The sequence below is a fragment of the Sphingomonas sp. AC411 genome (genome assembly GCF_979253035.1).
In genome coordinates this window covers 714453-731342 of record NZ_CEEDAQ010000001.1, presented here as the reverse complement: position 1 = coordinate 731342, position 16890 = coordinate 714453, and the positions used below count along the sequence as shown (strand labels likewise).

Sequence of the window (16890 nt, the reverse complement as noted above, 5' to 3'; positions counted from 1 at the left end):
TCGTTTGCGCGGTGGCCCTGCCCCGCGCCTCGCGCCTAAGGGCTGACCCGAACGCTCCCGACGACACGAGAGATACGAGCCATGCTGCGCGACCCATCGACCAAATACCGACCTTTCCCGCAAGTCGTCCTACCCGACCGCCAATGGCCGTCGAAGACGATCATCAAGCCGCCCTGCTGGCTCTCCACCGATCTGCGCGACGGCAACCAGGCGCTGATCGACCCGATGGATGCGGAGAAGAAGACGCGCTTCTTCGACCTGCTCTGCAAGGTCGGGTTGAAGGAGATCGAGGTCGGGTTCCCGAGCGCGGGCGCGACCGAGTTCGACTTCATCTCGGGGCTCGTGAAGACCGGCCGCATTCCCGACGACGTGTCGATCCAGGTGCTGACCCAATCGCGCCGCGACCTGATCGAGACGAGTTTCGCCAGCCTCGTCGGCGCCAAGACCGCGATCGTCCACCTCTACAATGCGGTCAGCCCGGCATGGCGCAAGATCGTGTTCGGGATGGACCGCGCGCAGGTGAAGCAGATCGCCATCGACGGCGCCAAGGTGCTGCGCGACGAAGCCGCCAAGCAGCCCAACGTCCGCTGGCAGTTCGAATACAGCCCCGAGACCTTCTCCACCGCCGAACTCGATTTCAGCCTCGAGGTCTGCGAGGCGGTGATGGACGTCCTGATGCCGACGCCCCAGAATCCGATCATTTTCAACCTGCCCGCGACCGTCGAATGCGCGACGCCGAACATCTATGCCGACCAGATCGAATGGTTCGGCCGCCACATCCGCAACCGCGACTCGGTCGCGATCAGCCTGCACACGCACAACGATCGCGGCACCGGCGTGGCGGCGGCAGAGCTCGGCATGATGGCGGGCGCGGACCGGGTCGAGGGCTGCCTGCTCGGCAATGGCGAACGCACCGGCAATTGCGATCTCGTGACCGTCGCGCTCAACATGTACACGCAAGGGGTGGATCCGAAGCTCGACCTGTCGGACATCGACGGCGTCGTGAACACCGTGAACTACTGCACCAACATCCCCGTCCACCCGCGCACGCCCTATGCCGGCGACCTGGTCTTCACCGCGTTCTCGGGGAGCCATCAGGACGCGATCAAGAAGGGCTTCGCGGCGCAGGAGGCGAAGAACGACACGCTGTGGGAGGTCCCCTATCTGCCGATCGACCCCGCCGATCTCGGCCGCAGCTACGAGGCGGTGATCCGCGTCAATTCGCAGTCGGGCAAGGGCGGCGTCGCCTGGGTGATCGAGCAGGACAAGGGGCTGAAGCTGCCCAAGCGGCTCCAGGCGGACTTCAGCCGGCACGTGCAGGCCTATGCCGACGAGACGAGCCGCGAACTGAACGCGGCCGACATCTGGGGCCTGTTCGAGCGGACGTACATGCCGCAGGCCGACGACCGCGTAGAGTTGCGCGATTATGAGGAAAGCGGCGCCTCGGGGCAGCGCGTGTTCATCGGTCGGGTTGCGATCGATGGCGAGGAGCGGTCGATCTCGGGGCGTGGCAACGGGCTGATCTCGGGTGTGATCGCGGCGATCGCGGACTCGACCGGGCCGACACTCGACGTGGTGGATTACAACGAGCACGCGATCGGCCACGGGGCGGATGCGCAGGCGGCGGCGTATGTCGAATGCCGGACCGCCGAGGGCAAGACGGTGTTCGGCGTCGGCATGGACACCGACATCGCCACTGCTTCGGTGCGGGCGGTATTGAGCGCCGCCAACCGCGCGTAATCCTCCTCCGCACGCGGGGAGGGGGACCAGCATAGCTGGTGGAGGGGCGTGCCGCGAGCGTTACGCTACTGGGACAGCCCCTCCACCACCCCGCAAGTGCGTGGCGGTCCCCCTCCCCGTTCCGGGGAGGATTAGCGTTCCCGAACGATCTCGCAGCCTACGCGGGCGTCGGGGTAGACGTCGGCCTTCACGGTGCGGACCTTCACCCGACGCACCCGTTCGTCCGCGAGGCACAGCGCCGCGATCCCCTCGCACAGCGTCTCCTGCAAGGCGATCGGGCGCGCCGCCACCATCGCCAATATCCCCGCGCGCACGAAATCATAATCGAGCACCTCCTCGATCGCATCCTCGCCAAGCGGGCCTGGATACACGACCGTCATCTCGACCGAAACGACCACGCATTGCGGCGCCACCTCATGCGGATGGATGCCGAGCCGCATCATGACCTCGAGCCCGTCGAGGATCGTCGTGAACTCAGCCATTGCGTCCCTCAAACATCACGTCGCCATCGCGCGCCAAAACCGCTGCCCGCAATCGACGAATATATTCTGCCCCGTCACACCCTTCGCGGTCAGCAGCCACGCGACCGCATCCGCGACCGCCTCCGATCCGACCGGTCGCCGCAGCAGATTGTCGCTGGCCACCGCCGCGAACTCCGCTTTGGTCTGGTCGCCGCTCGGCAAGGTCAGACCCGGCGACACCGCGTTCACCGCGATCCGCGGGCCGAGCGCCTGTGCCAGCATCGTCGTCGCGCCCTCCAGGGCGATCTTCCCGCAACTGTACGAGAAGAAGTCGGGGTTCAGGTTAGCCATTTTTTGATCGAGCACATTGACCACCGCGCCGTCCGCCACGTCGTCCTGCGAAGCGAGCGCAGACGCCAGCAGCACCGGCGCGCCGCAATTGATCGCGCTCAACTCGGCGAACAGCACCGGGTCCACACTCGGCGGCCGGTCGAACTCAAACCGCGAGGCACAGTTCACCAGCCCGTCGACCGGGCCGCCAATCGCAGCCCGCGCCGCCGCGAACAGGTCGCCGATCGCACCGAGATCGCTCAGGTCGCCCGCCACCGCCGCGGCACGACCGCCCTCGCCGATGATTTTCGCCACCAGCGCCTCGGCCTCGTCCCGCGAATGCCCCTGATGCACGATCACCGCATGGCCATCAGCCGCCAGCCGCCGCACGATCGCCGCGCCCAACCGCTTCGCCCCGCCCGTGACCAGCACGGTCCGCATCAGGCGCGCTGTCCCATCAACGCCAGCACTTCCTTGCGGCTGCGTTCGTCGTCGCGAAACACGCCCATCATCCGGCTCGTCACCATCGTCACGCCCGGCGTCCGCACGCCGCGCGCGGTCATGCAGGCGTGGCTCGCCTCGATCACCACCGCGACGCCCTGCGGCTTGAGATTGTCCCAGATGCAGTCGGCCACTTCCGCGGTCAGCCGCTCCTGCACCTGCAATCGCCGCGCGAACCCGTGCAACACGCGCGCGAGCTTGGAAATGCCGACGACATGGTTGCGCGGCAGGTAGGCGATGTGCGCCTTGCCGATGATTGGCGCCATGTGATGCTCGCAGTGGGACTGGAACGGGATGTCCTTCAGCAGCACGATCTCGTCATAGCCGCCGACTTCTTCGAACACGCGGTCGAGGTGTTTCGCCGGATCGTCGCCATAGCCCGCGCAATATTCCTTCCACGCACGTGCAACACGCCGCGGCGTATCGAGCAGCCCCTCACGCGTCGGATCGTCGCCCGCCCAACGGATCAGCGTACGGATCGCCGACGCTACGTCTTCGGGGACAATCAGCTTGCCGTCGGGACCCAGCACATCGTCAGTAACCGCCTGCCCTGCGGCCCCGTCCAGTTCATCCCGCATCGCAACACCCTTTATCAGCATACCCAAACATCAGAACATGGGTCCTCTTTTGCAACTGTTTCATTTCGGCCACTTGCCATAAATCCCCGTTTTCCGGGCACGAAAAGCGTTGACGATTGATTTTTTTAATCGTTACTTCGCCATACCTGAAAAACTAAATCGTGAATCGGCAAAGACCGGCACGATCGGGGAGAGGACTGCCATGGCTAAGTTCGAATTGCTCGCCGCTTCGGCGATGATACTCCTGTCGATTGCGCCGGCAATGGCGCAGACGGCCACCACGACATCGGCTGAAAACACCGCACCCACCAATGGGCCCGGTCAGGAGGCCCCCTCAACGCAGACGACCCAAGACGTCTCCACCGCGCCGCCGACCGATCCGTACGGCGCGCAGGATATCGTGATTACCGCCCAACGCCAATCGCAGCGTTTGCAGGTTGTTCCGATTGCTGTGAGCGCTTTTACCGCTGACAACATCGCCAAGCAGCAGATCGTCAACCCGAGCGCGCTCCAGCAGACGCTGCCCAACATCACCTTCACCAAGACCAACTTCACGACGTCGAGCTTCACGATCCGCGGGATCGGCGATCTGTGCACCGGTGCGACCTGCGACACCGCGACCGGTATCCACGTCAACGACATGCCGCTGGTGACGACCCGCCTGTTCGAGAGCGAGTTCTTCGATCTGGAGCGGATCGAAGTGTTGCGCGGTCCGCAGGGCACGCTGTTCGGCCGCAACGCGACGTCGGGCGTGGTCAACTTCATCTCCGCCAAGCCTGACCTCACCGGCGTGCATTCCGCCGCCGAGTTCGAATATGGCAATTACGATCTCGAAGCGCGTGCGGGCGATGATCAACCTGCCCTTCACCGACACGCTCGGCATCCGCGTCGCCGGCACCTATCTCAACCGCGACGGCTATACCAAGAACCTGTACGACGGTCGCGACATCGATGGACGGGATCTGTATTCGGTGCGCGGCACGCTGTCGTGGGAGCCGAGCAGCAACACCCGGATCGACCTGATCGGATCGTATTTTCGCGAGAAGGACGATCGCTCTCGCTTGCAGAAGCAGCTCTGCCACCGCGATCCGACCGGCATCCTCGGCTGCCTTCCCGACCGCCTCGCCAACGAGACCGCGAACGGCAATTCGACGCTGGCGGCGGTGCTCAGTTCGAGCGAGTTCTTCGCGGTCAACAACCCCGCGCTGGGACGCTTCGGGCTGCAGAGCCTCTATGGCCAGGATACCTATGCCGGCGTGGTCAACCCATCGGACGTGCGGACCGTATCGCTCGACTACAGCCCGACCTATTTCGCCGAGGAGGAGCAATATACCGCGAAGATCTTCCACGATTTCGGCCCGGTCAGCCTGAACTTCACCGGTGGCTACACGCGCAACGTCGTCGACAGCACCGCCGACTACAACCTCGCGGTCGAGAACCCGCTGACCAACAATGTCGGGCTTGCCACGCTCAATGCAATTGCGCGCACCGGATCGCCGTTCGCGTTCCTCAGCGGCGTACGGCAGGCGCTGATCCCCAACGGCCCCGCCGGCGGCGTGTGCCAGTCCGCTGCCGATCCGAACAATGTCGGCATCTATGGCGGCAACTCGATCGGGTGCTATGCGCAGAGCCTCGACTTCGATCGCTCGCGCCAGAAGAGCCGCCAGTTCTCCGCCGAAGCGCATCTCGACAGCAATTTCGACGGGATGTTCAACTTCCTGCTCGGCGGCATCTATGTCGACAGCAAATCGACCAACACCGACTATTTCGTCAACGCGTTCGGGCTGGACTATGCTTCGGGCATCCTCGGCTCGGCGAACGCGGCGGAGCGGGCTGCCCGCCGGCAACGGCTATTTCCTGTCCACGCCGTTCTATCGCAACAGCGACGTCGAGTTCCGCCTGAAATCCTACGGCATCTTCGGCGAAACGTATTTCAAGTTTACCGACAAGCTGAAGCTGACCGTCGGCCTGCGCTACAACCATGACGAGAAGACCGACCAAGCGCGCAACCTCGCGCTCAACGTGCTGACGCCGATCGGCGCGACTGGCATCGAGCAGGGGCTGAACTACGGCACGGTCGATTTCGACCCGAACCTGCCGGGGCGCCAGGAGTTCGCCAATGCGCAGGTCAGCTTCTCGCGGCTGACCGGCCGCGCGGTGATCGATTACCGGATTACCGAGAACAACCTGCTCTACGCGTCCTATTCGCGCGGGTATAAGTCGGGCGGGATCAACCCACCGCTGCTGCCGATGTTCAACGTCAGCAGCACGTTCCTGCCCGAACAGGTCAACGCGTACGAGATCGGCTCGAAGAATACGTTCGGCGGCGGCCAGTTCAGGCTGAACCTCACCGGCTTCTATTACCAGTACAAGAATTTGCAGCTGAGCCGGATCGTCGCGCGCACTTCGGTCAACGACAATGTCGACGCCGATATCTACGGCGTCGAGGCGGAGGCGATCATGAGCCCGGTGCCGGCGTTCGTGGTCAACATGAACGCGAGCTACCTCCACTCAAAGGTGTCGAGCGACAAGTTCCTGGTGAACCCGCGCGACGTGTCGGGCGGCCGTGCCGACGCGGTGATCATCAAGGACATCACCAACGCGTCGAACTGCGTCGTCGTCCCCAACGCCGCGGGCAATGCGGCATTGTCGAACGGCTATGTCGCGGCCGTCAATCGCGCGATCGGCCTGCGCGCCCCGACCGCGATCCCGACGATCTCGGCGACCGGCGCGTTCGGGATCTGCTCCGCGCTGGGGGCCAACGCCGCGGCGAGCGGCGTGTCGGTGCTCGACGGCGTGACCACCAACATCCGCGGCAACCGCCTGCCGCAGGCGCCGACCTACAAATGGTCGGTCGGCGCGCAGTACACGATCGACTTCGTCAACGGCATGAGCCTCGTGCCGCGTGCCGACCTCAACTATACCGGCGGGCTCTCGGCCAGCATCTTCAACACCCAGATCGACCGGATTCCGGGGTATGAAGTCGTCAACATGCAGGTCCAGCTCAACGCCCGCGAAGACCGCTTCTACGTCCGTGCCTATGTGCAGAATCTGACCAACAACGATGCCACGACCGGGCAATATGTGACCGACCAGTCCGCCGGGCTGTTCACCAACATCTTCACGATCGAACCACGCCGGTACGGCGTCGCGGCCGGGTTCAAGTTCTGAGGGCTCGCGAAGCAATTCCGTAGGACAGGACGGCGATCTAACTGATCCTCCCCGCCAGGGGAGGTGGCGCAAGCGACGGAGGGGGAGGACTCGGAACAGAGGTTTCGCTGGCCTCCCCCTCCGTCTGGCAGGTGCCAGCCACCTCCCCATAGCGGGGGAGGATTGGTAGATCGGACGTCGATACGACTGACCTATGCCGCAGCCGTCATCCTGACGAAAGTCAGGACCCAGAGCCAATCGGTGCGGCGCACGTAACCCTGGGTCCTGACTTTCGTCAGGATGACGATCTTTGGGACGGCGTTGGCCCAAACCACACCGTGACGACACATACTCCCTCGCCCTCGCCCTTCCCAAGGCGAAGACGCCGCGTGCTCCTTACCTCTCCCGTCGGGAGAGGGAGAGACGCCGAAGGAGGCGAGGGTGAGGGCACGGCCTGCACACCGACAGCCTTGAACCATCGAAACCGCGGTTAGCGCCCCAACCGCTCCGCATGCCAAGCGACGTGGTCCGCCATGAAGGTCGAGATGAAGTTATAGCTGTGGTCGTATCCCGGCTGCATCCGCAAGGTCAGCCCGATCCCAGCCGCCTCGCACGCCGCCGCCAGCAAGTCCGGCTTCAACTGCTCGACCAGGAAGCCATCCGCATCCCCCTGATCGACCAAAATCTCCGATACCCGCGCGCCATCCTCGATCAGCGCGCAAGCGTCATACGCGCGCCACGCCGTCCGGTGCGCCCCGAGATACCCGCCGAGCGCCTTCTCGCCCCAGGGACACTGCAACGGCGCCACGATCGGCGCGAACGCCGACACGCTCCGAATCGGTCCGGGTTGCGCAACGCGATCGTCAGCGCACCATGGCCGCCCATCGAGTGTCCGAAGATCCCCTGCCGCGCCATGTCCGCCATCGGAAACTGCGCTGCGATCAGTGCGGGCAGTTCGTCCTCGACATAGGACCGCATCCGGAAATTCTTCGCCCAGGGCTCCTCGGTCGCGTTCACATAAAGCCCGCGCCCTTGCCGAAGTCGTACGCGTCGTCGTCCGGCACGTCGTCCCCGCGCGGCGAGGTATCCGGCGCGACGAGGATCACGCCAAGCTCGGCACACGCCCGCCGATACTCGCCCTTATCCATGACGTTCGCATGCGTGCACGTCAGCCCCGACAGGAACCATAATACCGGCAACCGCGCGCCCTCGTCATGCGGCGGGACATAGACGGCGAAGGTCATGTCGGTGCCGGTCGCGGTCGAGGCGTGGCGGTACACGTCCTGAATGCCGCCATACGCCTTGCTGGTGGAGACGGTCTTCATCACGCGACCCGGTGCAGCGCGCAGATCTTGTTCCCCGACGGATCTCGGAGATACGCCAGATACAGCTTCCGCCCCCGGTCGCTTCCCGGACGCCCGGCGGATCCTCGCAAGCCGTCCCGCCGTTCGCAAGCCCAGCAGCGTGCCAAGCATCGGCGGCCTCGGTCGACGCGGCGGCAAACCCCATCGTGCTGCCGTTGCCGTGGCTCGCCGGCTGCCCGTCGATCGGCTTGGTCAGCAGGAAGCGCCCGCCGTCATGCGCATAGACCACTCGCCCCCAGTCATCGACGACACCCTCGGGAACGCCGAGCGCACCCAGCGCCGCGTCGTAGAACGCCTTCGAGGCCGCGATATCGTCGGCGCCGAGCATGATGTGCGTAAACATGGACGCGCTCCTCAGTAGATCACGACGGAGCGGATGCTCTCGCCGGCGTGCATCAGGTCGAAGCCCTTGTTGATCTCGTCGAGCGTCAGGCGGTGCGTGATCATCGGGTCGATCTCGATCATCCCGTTCATGTACCAGTCGACGATCTTCGGCGTATCGGTCCGCCCGCGCGCGCCGCCGAACGCGGTCCCGCGCCAGTTGCGCCCGGTGACGAGCTGGAACGGCCGCGTCGAGATCTCCTTGCCCGCCTCGGCCACGCCGATCACGATCGAGGTGCCCCAGCCGCGATGGCACGCCTCCAGCGCCTGCCGCATCACCGTCGTATTCCCGGTCGCGTCGAACGTATAGTCCGCACCGCCATCAGTCAGCGCGACGATGTGCTGGACGATGTCGCCGACATCCTTCGGGTTGGCGAAGTGAGTCATGCCGAAGCGACGCCCCCATTCCTCGCGGTCCGGGTTGATGTCGACACCGACGATCATCCCCGCGCCGGCAAGCCGTGCGCCCTGGATCACGTTCAGTCCGATTCCGCCGAGCCCGAACACCACGACCGTATCGCCCGGCTGGACCTTCGCCGTGTGCACCACTGCGCCGACGCCCGTCGTCACGCCGCAACCGACGTAGCACGACGTATCGAACGGCGCGTCCTCACGGATCTTGGCGACCGCGATCTCCGGCAACACCGTAAAGTTCGAGAAGGTCGAGCAGCCCATGTAATGGAAGATCGGCTGGCCCTTGTAGCTGAACCGCGTCGTCCCGTCGGGCATCAGCCCTTTCCCCTGCGTCGCGCGGATCGCGGTGCACAGGTTGGTCTTCTGGCTGAGACACGACTTACACTGGCGGCATTCCGGCGTGTAGAGCGGAATCACGTGATCGCCGACCGCGACGCTCGTCACGCCAGCGCCGATCTCGCGGACGATGCCGGCGCCTTCATGGCCCAGCACGCTCGGAAACAAGCCTTCCGAATCAAGCCCGTCGAGCGTGTACGCGTCGGTATGGCAGATGCCCGTCGCCATGATTTCGACGAGAACTTCGCCGGATTTCGGCCCTTCGAGGTCGAGTTCGACGATCTCGAGCGGTTTTTTTGCCTCGAATGCGACAGCGGCGCGGGTCTTCATCGGTCGGTCTCCTTGATTGCCGCCCTGATGCCCCCCGCGCCCCGCCTCCGCAACCCGCCGCCGATGCAACCAATGCCGCTTTCCCGCGCTTGATCCTTTCAAATCAAGGAGATGGCGCGATGAAGGATCCGAAGAAGGGCGACGAGGTCACCTGGAAATCGCACGGCGGCGAGGCGCACGGCACGGTCGAGAAGAAGCAGACGACCGACACGAAGATCAAGGGCCACACCGTCAAGGCCTCCAAGGAGGAGCCGCAGTTCATCGTAAGGAGTGACAAGGGCGGCAAGGCAGCGCACAAGGCGGACGCGCTCACCAAGGCGTGACCACGCGCGCAGTGCCTAACGCACGCGTGCAACAGGAAGGAATGCTTATGGCTACAGCTCCCAAGACCGGCGGCATCCACGCCCCCGTCCAGCCCTCTCCCGAGCTCGGCGAGATCGTCGGCAACGACAAGCTGCCGCGCAGCGAAGTGATCAGCAAGGTGTGGGTCTACATCAAGGCCAACAACCTCCAGAACCCCGAGAACAAGCGCGAGATTCTGGCTGACGAGAAGCTGAAGAAGGTCTTCGGCGTGACAAGTGCACGATGTTCGAGATGAACAAGTACATCTCGCAGCACGTCAAGGCCTAACCGCCTGCACTGCACTGCACGGCAAGCGGCGACGGGGCATCGTGAGCGATACCCGTCGCCCTTGATCGGACCCGATCACGATCCTGATCGCAACCCGACCGCAAGCTTGATTGCCTCCCGAGCGCGACTCTGATCGCGCCTTGATCGCGATCAGCCGTTCGACGCCACGAAGTTTATACCAAGGGTCCGGCGACAGGCCGACCGACCGGACGCAAGCCCCGAGCTTTCCACGCTTACCCGAGCTTGATCGTCCCCCCGACCGGCGTAATGCGCCGACGATGCCCCCGTAGCTCAGCCGGATAGAGCGACGGTTTCCTAAACCGTAGGCCGCGTGTTCAAATCTCGCCGGGGGCACCAGCTTTTTCGCCATTGTTCGGCTGCCTTCGCACAGACGCGAACACGCGAGGGCTGACGCTATCGCAAACCGCCACGCGCAGGCGCATGATGCCGACATCCAGAGGCTTGAGTTGGCGTTTCGGACTTCCGATAGCAGCCATTCGTCAAGTACGAGCTTTCCTGTTTTGCCGTCTCCGACAGCCCATTTCGGGAAAGAGCGATCGGAAACAGCTTTTGCGAAAGGCGATGTCCTGGACGGCTATCGGCGTGATCGCCCGCACAAGTGTCCCGCCATGGGTTCGTTTGTGGAACGCTCACGTGCCGTTAACTACGCGACTGGCGACGGACTATCATGCGCGTGCGAGGCGTCTTGCCAAGCATCTATTTTGCTTTTGTGGGTTGAAGAAGGCGGCGGGGGAGCCACTCGTTTATGAGATCGAGGGTGGCAGGATCAGAGATAGGCCACCCTTGATAGTCCCGCTTTCCGGATGCCGTTAGAACAAGCGGTTTGAAACCGTGTTCGACGTTGGGCATTTCGACGATAGAAGCATCTTTGTTCTTGCTCAAAGCGCGCCTCGCCTCCGGTATGCTGAGTGCGCTGGATACGACCGTGTCGTCTGCCGCATAGATCACCAGCACCGGCGCACGAACCTGCGAGAGAACCTGATTGGCGGCAACGGTGTAGAGGGACGACGTTGCCGGATCGCTCAAAGCTTTCACTGCGCCTTCGGCCTGATCCTGCTTCCATCCACTGGCGACAAACGACTGAACCAATGCGATACGACCACCAGCAATCGTCTCAGGCGGCGCGGCTGTCGTCAGCGCATCGAGATAGAAGCGCGTAGCGCTGACGACGTGCTCGACAGCCTTCGCCTCCATCCCAGCAGCCGCTAGCTTTACCCGCATCGCATCGAGGAACAGCATCCCGCGCTCTCCCGCCGGGGCAGCCAGCGCGACAACAGCGGCAATAGACGGGTTCTCGACAGCAAGCGCCGGCCCAATCACCGCCCCTTGGCTCAGTCCCAGTATTGCGATGCGATCTATGTCGATGACGTCACGGCGCGATCGCAGATAGGCAAGCGCCGCGCGGGCATCGCGTTGCGCGGGTTCCATCGCATCATCGAACGTACCCGTCGATTGGCCTACACCTCGTTTGTCGAAGCTGAGCGTCACGATCCCCTTCGCGTGTAGCCTTGCCTCCAACAGCGGATAAATGCCGTGAGGTGAAGCACCGCCCCCGCCCAGCAGCAACACCGCAGGCTTGCGTGTGTCTCCGGAACGCGGGACCTGCAATTCACCAGCAAGCATTACACCGGGTTCGGATATGATACGCACTTGCTTAGCTTGTATTAAAGTCGCTCGGGAGACATCGGATTGTGCATGTACCGGCCCGGAAAGCATCATGTATAAACTGGCAAAAATGAAAGTATTACTACGTCCTTTGCTGTTCATGATGGCCCCTCTCCATTCTAGTATCGCCGCTTTGATACGACGCGACCAGCAATTACCGAAAGTCTAACTTTTATGGAAAGGCAGCGACGTCGGCTATCGCTACCCGCACTCCCAAAAGGTGCAGTCCGCAATCTTCCCAACCCGGTCGTTTCCGAAACTCGATCCCCGAAAACGGGGTTGGCCGAAAGTGTCCACGCACGGATGCTCAGGTTGAGGAATCAGAACTCCCGATAACAGTCGTTCAAGCGCGCGCCTCGGCTATCGCCCACCACGCGTCGGCAGCGCGTCCACCCCGCTTTACCCTAGAATCGCCGCGGTTCGTGCCCGATCGTGTCGCACGTGCCGCGAAAGCCATAGTTGCTCATACCCTCGACCGTGATGCGGCCGCTGCGCCGGTCGATCGTCAGCTTTGGCTTGTTCAACCCGTTCAGGCGGTAACTGGCGCGGATCGTATCGGGGCTGACGGATACGTCGCGCAGCTCCCACCATCCCTGATCGCCACGAGAATTGATCGGCGGGATCAGTGATTTGGGTAGCCGGATACGTCCACCCCGCCCACGTCTGGATCGTGAGCGAGGCATCGAAGACCTCCCTTCTGGTTTCGGTGTAATTGCCGGACTCATACCGATCACGATCACGGTTCCAATTCCACGTCGTACCACTGGCGAAACCGGTCTTCGACCCGTCCCCGAAACAGACGAGCCCCAGTTCCACGTTCCTTCCATCGACGACGGGCCCCCCGACGGAGAGTTGGCCTGACCGCCACCGGGCCCCACTGGCGCGCGTCCATATGCCGGATCGGGCTCATAGTCTGGGCGCGGCCGGGACGCAGGCGGTCCACCGTAGTTGGGGTTGGGGCGAAGGTTCGCGGGCTTCCTGCAATCGGGGGACGTGGTCGGTTGGATGGAATTGTAGCGGCCGTCCATCGTGGCGATGCTGACGCACTGGCGGCGATCGGCGTTCCACCAATAGGTATAGGCGCGATCATCACCCTGCTCACCGAGGATGTTGACGTAGCCGCGCCGCTGCAACTCCATCTCAGCTTGGCCGGCACGGGCGCCTACCATGTCCTCGAGCCCCGTAGATTGCGCATCGGCAACCGCCGGAAGTGCTGCTCCTAAAAGAACTGCGGTCGTGATCTTCGACACGTGTGCTCGATAACGCATGGCGACTCTCCCGTTCGTTCGAAACTACCTCTTCATCAATGCGACGAGTTTATGGAAGCGGGATGACGGCGTCCATCACTGTCGACGCTTCTCAATCACTTATTGCTGCCGCGGGTTCCGCCGTGGGCGAGCCTCGAAAACCCGACGACAACGAATAGCAAACCGTTGCGATCAAATTCTACATCGCACATCATGCGATATGGACTTTATGAAGTGGCTAAATTCGCTCGATGAACTCTCTACGAGGTCATGAGCTGGGTGATCTTCTTCCCCTTACGCTTTGGCAGGCGCTGTTGCGACCGGTCGGTACGATGAAGCAGATCGAGCGCGAAATGGCGCTCCCCGACGATGAACGATATGCGTCGGTGCTCAGTCCGCCCCTGCTTTTGGCTCTGACGCTGTTGTTGGCGCACACGGTCTCCACGGCGCTGGGCCAGACCGACGAAATTATCGCCAATCATCATGGCCTCGCCGACCTGGTCAACGACAATGCGAGTGCCCTGGTCCTTCGCGTCGTCGTTTTCGCTGGTTTCCCACTCTTCCTGGCAGCGCGCATGGTGCGCAGGCGCAAGATCAAGCTCGATCGCACTTCTACAGCAGCCTTTCTACGAGCAATGTTATCCGGCAGCTGTTTTTGCGCTCGGCCTGAGTGTCGGTAGCAGCTTCGGGTTCGACCAGCACGAAGTGACGCGGATGGTGGGCCATTGGCTCGTCGGATTGAGCATCGTGAATCTTTGGATCGTAGAAACGCGGTGGTTCGCACAGGCGCTGAGCATCAACCTATTGCGCGCCGCCGGGAACGTATTTGTAGGACTGCTGGAAGGTGCGACGTTCCTGTTCTGCGTGGGTTCTTGTTCACGCGTTGATTGCGCGGCATTCGGGGTCGGCGCGCTAACGATGCACCCTGCCTGTCATCCGTGGCGACATTGCTCCAGCAGCGCCGGGCGGCCGGACCATTCGGGTGCAGCACGGCAGGACTTTGGCTGATCGAACCGCTCGGATGGATCGTCCTTTTCGGGTGTTCGAGGCAGTCGGGATCGGGTTTGATCCTAAACGGGACGACGTCCGCGTAATTTATTCGGCATCTGAATATTCTTCTGAAAATACCAAGATCATGTCTTTCCCCAATAAAAAGACGAATACCTGAATTCTTGCCGGACCCGATAGTCGGCTGCGCAACCTTGCCGCTTGCCTGAAGTCTTCGAGCGACCCATTGGGACCTCCAGGGGACATCGCGATCACACATGCATTGCACGGCATTACGGCACTGACGGCGCTTGCCACGATCGTTATATTGGGCGTTATATTGGGCGGCTGCACGCCGATGGCCGGAGCGACCTACCGGCTCTATCGCTCCTCGAACGACAGCGCCCCGAGGGTCCACTTCGCCAGCTTCAACTCCATACGATCGGGGGATTTCAACCGGCAGAATTGCGCCATGACGCTCGGATTGCTCACCACCAATCTGCATCGGGCAGACCCGTCGTCGACGGTACGGTTCTGGTGCGCCGTGGAATGAGCGGGCGGCGGTGCGCGAAGGGGCCCTGCCGCTGAGAACCGGGCAAGGGCGCAATTCGCCTCGCGCCGCGCCGACCGGCTTTTCAGGCTCCGGCCCAATTCCGGCTTCTTCCAAAGATGTTTATCCGCCGCGCACATGCGTGCATGGAGGCGCGATGCTCGACATCTCGACCGTGACGCGATCCGATCCCCCTGACACCCTGCCCCCGGATTTCGTCGTGATCGACGTCGAGACCGCCTGTTCGCGAGTCAGCAGCATCTGCCAGATCGGCATCGTCGGGTTTCGCGACGGACGCGAGATCTTCGAATACGAGACGCTGCTCGATCCGCGCGACGAATTCCACCTGTTCAACACCCGCATCCACGGCATCGCCGAGCACCACGTCGTCGGCCAGCCGAGCTTCGCCGACGTCCACGGCATCGTCCACGGCCATCTTTCCGGTCGAACGACGGTGGCGCATTCCTATTTCGACAAGGGCGCGCTGGCGGCTGCATGCAGGGTCCATGACCGCCCTGCGATTGAGACGGTCTGGCTCGACAGCGTGCGCGTCGCCAAGCGCGCCTGGCCCGATCTGGAGAGCCACCGGCTCGGGCTGCTCGCCCGATATCTGGGGATCGAGCACAAGCATCACGACGCGCTGAGCGATGCGCGCGCGGCTGGCTGGGTGATCGTCAAGGCGATCGACCATACCGGTATCGCGCTCGACGAATGGCTAGCCCCGCCGCGCAAGCCCGGACCCGCACCGCGTCCTGCGCCGTCCGGACCGCTCAGCGGCGAGCGGATCGCGATCCTGGGCGAACCCCGGATGGTGCCCTGGCCTGCCGGATCGCCGCGCTGGGTGGCCGGATCGTCTCGGCCGTCGGCAACACCACGACCGCGCTGGTGATCGCCGGACGCGCGCCGTTCGCCTATTCCGTCCGCAACAGCGGCGCGTTCCGCCGAGCCGAGCAATATCGCCGCCTCGGGGGCGCGATCCGGATCGTGTCCGAACACGAGCTGGACCTGCCGGGTCTGGCGGCGGGACCGATTACCGGCTGAACACGTCCTTCGCGATATGCGTGATCCGGCACGCCAGATCCGCCTCGCCGCTCGCGACGACGTAGAAGTCCCCGGCGTCGGCAATGCCGGTCGTGAAGACGACGTTGGCGAGGTACATCCGGTCTTTCAGCGGCTCGGTCAGCGCGGGGTTCGGCTCCAGCAGCGCGGTGTGCTCGGTCGCGACCGTGATCGACGGGTCGTCCTTGTCCAGGATCGACCAATAGGTGCGGTAGATGCCGACTACCCCTGACGGCTCGACGCCGTGCCACAGCGTCAGCCAGCCGCGATCGGTCAGGATCGGGGTGCGCCGCCACCCATCCGCGCGGTCGAGACGGTGGCGGCGTGCGGGCGGATACCGGGCTTGTCGTGCGGCTTCCAGTGCAGCGCGTCGGGCGAGCGCGACAGGTTGATCGACGGTCCGGCGCGCCATTCGCTGCCCGGCGGATACGCGAAATACAGGTCGCCGAGCGGCCGCGTCTGCGCCCAATATTGCCCGTCGATCAGCCCTTCGAAGATCAGCATGTCCTTGTTCTGGTGATCGAGGACGATCCCCTCGAGCTGCCAGTCGAGCGCGTCGGCGGACGTGTACAGCGTGGTCGAATGCCGCTCGGGGCTGACCGAACAGGTGGTCATCAGATAGCGGTCGCCGACCTTCGAGATGCGCGCATCCTCGACCCCGTAGCATTGGTACGACGTCCGCGGTGCGATCGCCTTGTCGTAATGCACCGCTACGACCGAGCGCCCTTCGGCGTCCAGTTCGACCGGCAGCAACCACGACAGCGACGTCAACGCCATCACTTTCCACCCGCCGCCGGGGATCAGGAATTTGCGCGGATCCTTGGTATCCACTTGCTGCAACGGCCACGCGTCGAGCACATACGCACCGTCCTCCCAGCGGATCGCGTGGACGTTGCCGTCCTTGATCGGCTGCTTCAGTGCCTCGGCGACGCGCACCATCAGCAGCAGGTTGCTGTTCGCCAGCCGGGTCATCCCCGGATTGAACGCGCCGAGCACATAGGTTTCGGCGCCGACCTTCCCCGCCAGCGGCGAGCGCGACAGGTCGATGTCCGCAGGGGTGAAGACGAGCTGGTCGAACATGCTATTCTCCTTTGATGCGTAATCCATTGTGTTCCCTCGCGAAGGCGGGGCCCAGGATCACAAACG

13 protein-coding genes, 1 tRNA gene and 4 pseudogenes are annotated in these 16890 nt (G+C 63.5%); 9 read left to right on the top strand and 9 right to left on the bottom strand.

What is annotated here, in order from left to right:
* Positions 1 to 81: 81 nt before the first annotated feature.
* Positions 82 to 1740 carry a 2-isopropylmalate synthase gene (leuA, locus tag AC0IX7_RS03840; RefSeq protein WP_471810607.1) on the top strand — a complete coding sequence of 553 codons (1659 nt, stop codon included), beginning with the start codon at positions 82 to 84 and terminating at the stop codon, positions 1738 to 1740.
* A gap of 131 nt (positions 1741 to 1871) precedes the next feature.
* On the opposite strand, the gene AC0IX7_RS03835 is transcribed toward leuA, so the two are convergent.
* The 4 genes from AC0IX7_RS03835 to AC0IX7_RS03820 form a co-directional block, all read right to left on the bottom strand.
* Positions 1872 to 2222 carry a dihydroneopterin aldolase gene (locus AC0IX7_RS03835; protein WP_471810606.1) on the bottom strand — a complete coding sequence of 117 codons (351 nt, stop codon included), beginning with the start codon at positions 2220 to 2222 and terminating at the stop codon, positions 1872 to 1874.
* Positions 2223 to 2237: 15 nt separating this feature from the next.
* Entirely contained in the window at positions 2238 to 2972 is a 735-nt protein-coding gene (locus AC0IX7_RS03830) for an SDR family NAD(P)-dependent oxidoreductase (RefSeq protein ID WP_471810605.1), read from the bottom strand.
* A complete protein-coding gene (gene folE / locus AC0IX7_RS03825) occupies positions 2972 to 3610 on the bottom strand; it encodes a GTP cyclohydrolase I FolE (RefSeq protein ID WP_471810604.1) in 639 nt (212 codons plus the stop codon). Before folE ends, AC0IX7_RS03830 begins: the two co-directional genes overlap by 1 nt.
* Before the next feature lie 132 nt (positions 3611 to 3742).
* Complete coding sequence (locus AC0IX7_RS03820) at positions 3743 to 3919, bottom strand: hypothetical protein (RefSeq protein ID WP_328805564.1); 177 nt, start codon at positions 3917 to 3919, stop codon at positions 3743 to 3745.
* Here AC0IX7_RS03820 and AC0IX7_RS03815 point away from each other — a divergent pair.
* Together AC0IX7_RS03815 and AC0IX7_RS03810 are read left to right on the top strand one after the other, a co-directional pair.
* Positions 3846 to 5513: a TonB-dependent receptor plug domain-containing protein gene (locus AC0IX7_RS03815; RefSeq protein WP_471813723.1), complete on the top strand. Its 1668-nt coding sequence runs from the start codon at positions 3846 to 3848 to the stop codon at positions 5511 to 5513. The genes AC0IX7_RS03820 and AC0IX7_RS03815 overlap by 74 nt on opposite strands.
* Positions 5402 to 6781, top strand: coding sequence for a TonB-dependent receptor domain-containing protein (locus AC0IX7_RS03810; RefSeq protein WP_471810603.1), 1380 nt, complete (start codon positions 5402 to 5404; stop codon positions 6779 to 6781). The genes AC0IX7_RS03815 and AC0IX7_RS03810 overlap by 112 nt, the downstream gene beginning before the upstream one ends.
* Positions 6782 to 7250: 469 nt before the next feature.
* Here AC0IX7_RS03810 and fghA read toward each other — a convergent pair.
* The 3 genes and pseudogenes from fghA to AC0IX7_RS03795 all read right to left on the bottom strand — a co-directional run bounded on the left by fghA (position 7251) and on the right by AC0IX7_RS03795 (position 9585).
* Positions 7251 to 8004, bottom strand: a pseudogene (fghA, locus tag AC0IX7_RS03805) (S-formylglutathione hydrolase).
* A gap of 80 nt (positions 8005 to 8084) precedes the next feature.
* Positions 8085 to 8467 (bottom strand): annotated as a pseudogene (locus AC0IX7_RS03800) (VOC family protein).
* Between the two features lie 11 nt (positions 8468 to 8478).
* Positions 8479 to 9585 carry an S-(hydroxymethyl)glutathione dehydrogenase/class III alcohol dehydrogenase gene (locus tag AC0IX7_RS03795; protein WP_471810602.1) on the bottom strand — a complete coding sequence of 369 codons (1107 nt, stop codon included), beginning with the start codon at positions 9583 to 9585 and terminating at the stop codon, positions 8479 to 8481.
* A 119-nt stretch (positions 9586 to 9704) separates the two neighbouring features.
* Here AC0IX7_RS03795 and AC0IX7_RS03790 point away from each other — a divergent pair, with 119 nt between their 5' ends.
* The 3 genes and pseudogenes from AC0IX7_RS03790 to AC0IX7_RS03780 all read left to right on the top strand — a co-directional run bounded on the left by AC0IX7_RS03790 (position 9705) and on the right by AC0IX7_RS03780 (position 10572).
* Complete coding sequence (locus tag AC0IX7_RS03790) at positions 9705 to 9908, top strand: hypervirulence associated TUDOR domain-containing protein (protein WP_056482645.1); 204 nt, start codon at positions 9705 to 9707, stop codon at positions 9906 to 9908.
* Positions 9909 to 9955: 47 nt separating this feature from the next.
* Positions 9956 to 10215, top strand: a pseudogene (locus AC0IX7_RS03785) (SWIB/MDM2 domain-containing protein).
* A 280-nt stretch (positions 10216 to 10495) separates the two neighbouring features.
* Positions 10496 to 10572, top strand: a tRNA-Arg gene (locus AC0IX7_RS03780).
* 360 nt (positions 10573 to 10932) lie between these two features.
* Here the strand turns inward: AC0IX7_RS03780 and AC0IX7_RS03775 are convergent.
* A complete protein-coding gene (locus tag AC0IX7_RS03775) occupies positions 10933 to 12003 on the bottom strand; it encodes an alpha/beta hydrolase (protein WP_471810601.1) in 1071 nt (356 codons plus the stop codon).
* Positions 12004 to 13480: 1477 nt separating this feature from the next.
* Between AC0IX7_RS03775 and AC0IX7_RS03770 the strand changes: the two genes are divergently transcribed.
* The 3 genes from AC0IX7_RS03770 (at position 13481) to AC0IX7_RS03760 (ending at position 15726) form a co-directional block, all read left to right on the top strand.
* Positions 13481 to 13828 (top strand): hypothetical protein, encoded by a 348-nt coding sequence (locus tag AC0IX7_RS03770; RefSeq protein WP_471810600.1) that lies wholly within the window; start codon positions 13481 to 13483, stop codon positions 13826 to 13828.
* Positions 13829 to 14842: 1014 nt separating this feature from the next.
* Complete coding sequence (locus AC0IX7_RS03765; protein ID WP_471810599.1) at positions 14843 to 15574, top strand: exonuclease domain-containing protein; 732 nt, start codon at positions 14843 to 14845, stop codon at positions 15572 to 15574.
* On the top strand, positions 15571 to 15726 hold the full coding sequence (locus AC0IX7_RS03760) for a hypothetical protein (RefSeq protein ID WP_471810598.1): 156 nt from the start codon (positions 15571 to 15573) through the stop codon (positions 15724 to 15726). Before AC0IX7_RS03765 ends, AC0IX7_RS03760 begins: the two co-directional genes overlap by 4 nt.
* Here the strand turns inward: AC0IX7_RS03760 and AC0IX7_RS03755 are convergent.
* Positions 15716 to 16824, bottom strand: a pseudogene (locus AC0IX7_RS03755) (glycoside hydrolase family 130 protein). The gene AC0IX7_RS03760 and the pseudogene AC0IX7_RS03755 sit on opposite strands and share 11 nt — an antisense overlap.
* Positions 16825 to 16890: the final 66 nt, after the last annotated feature.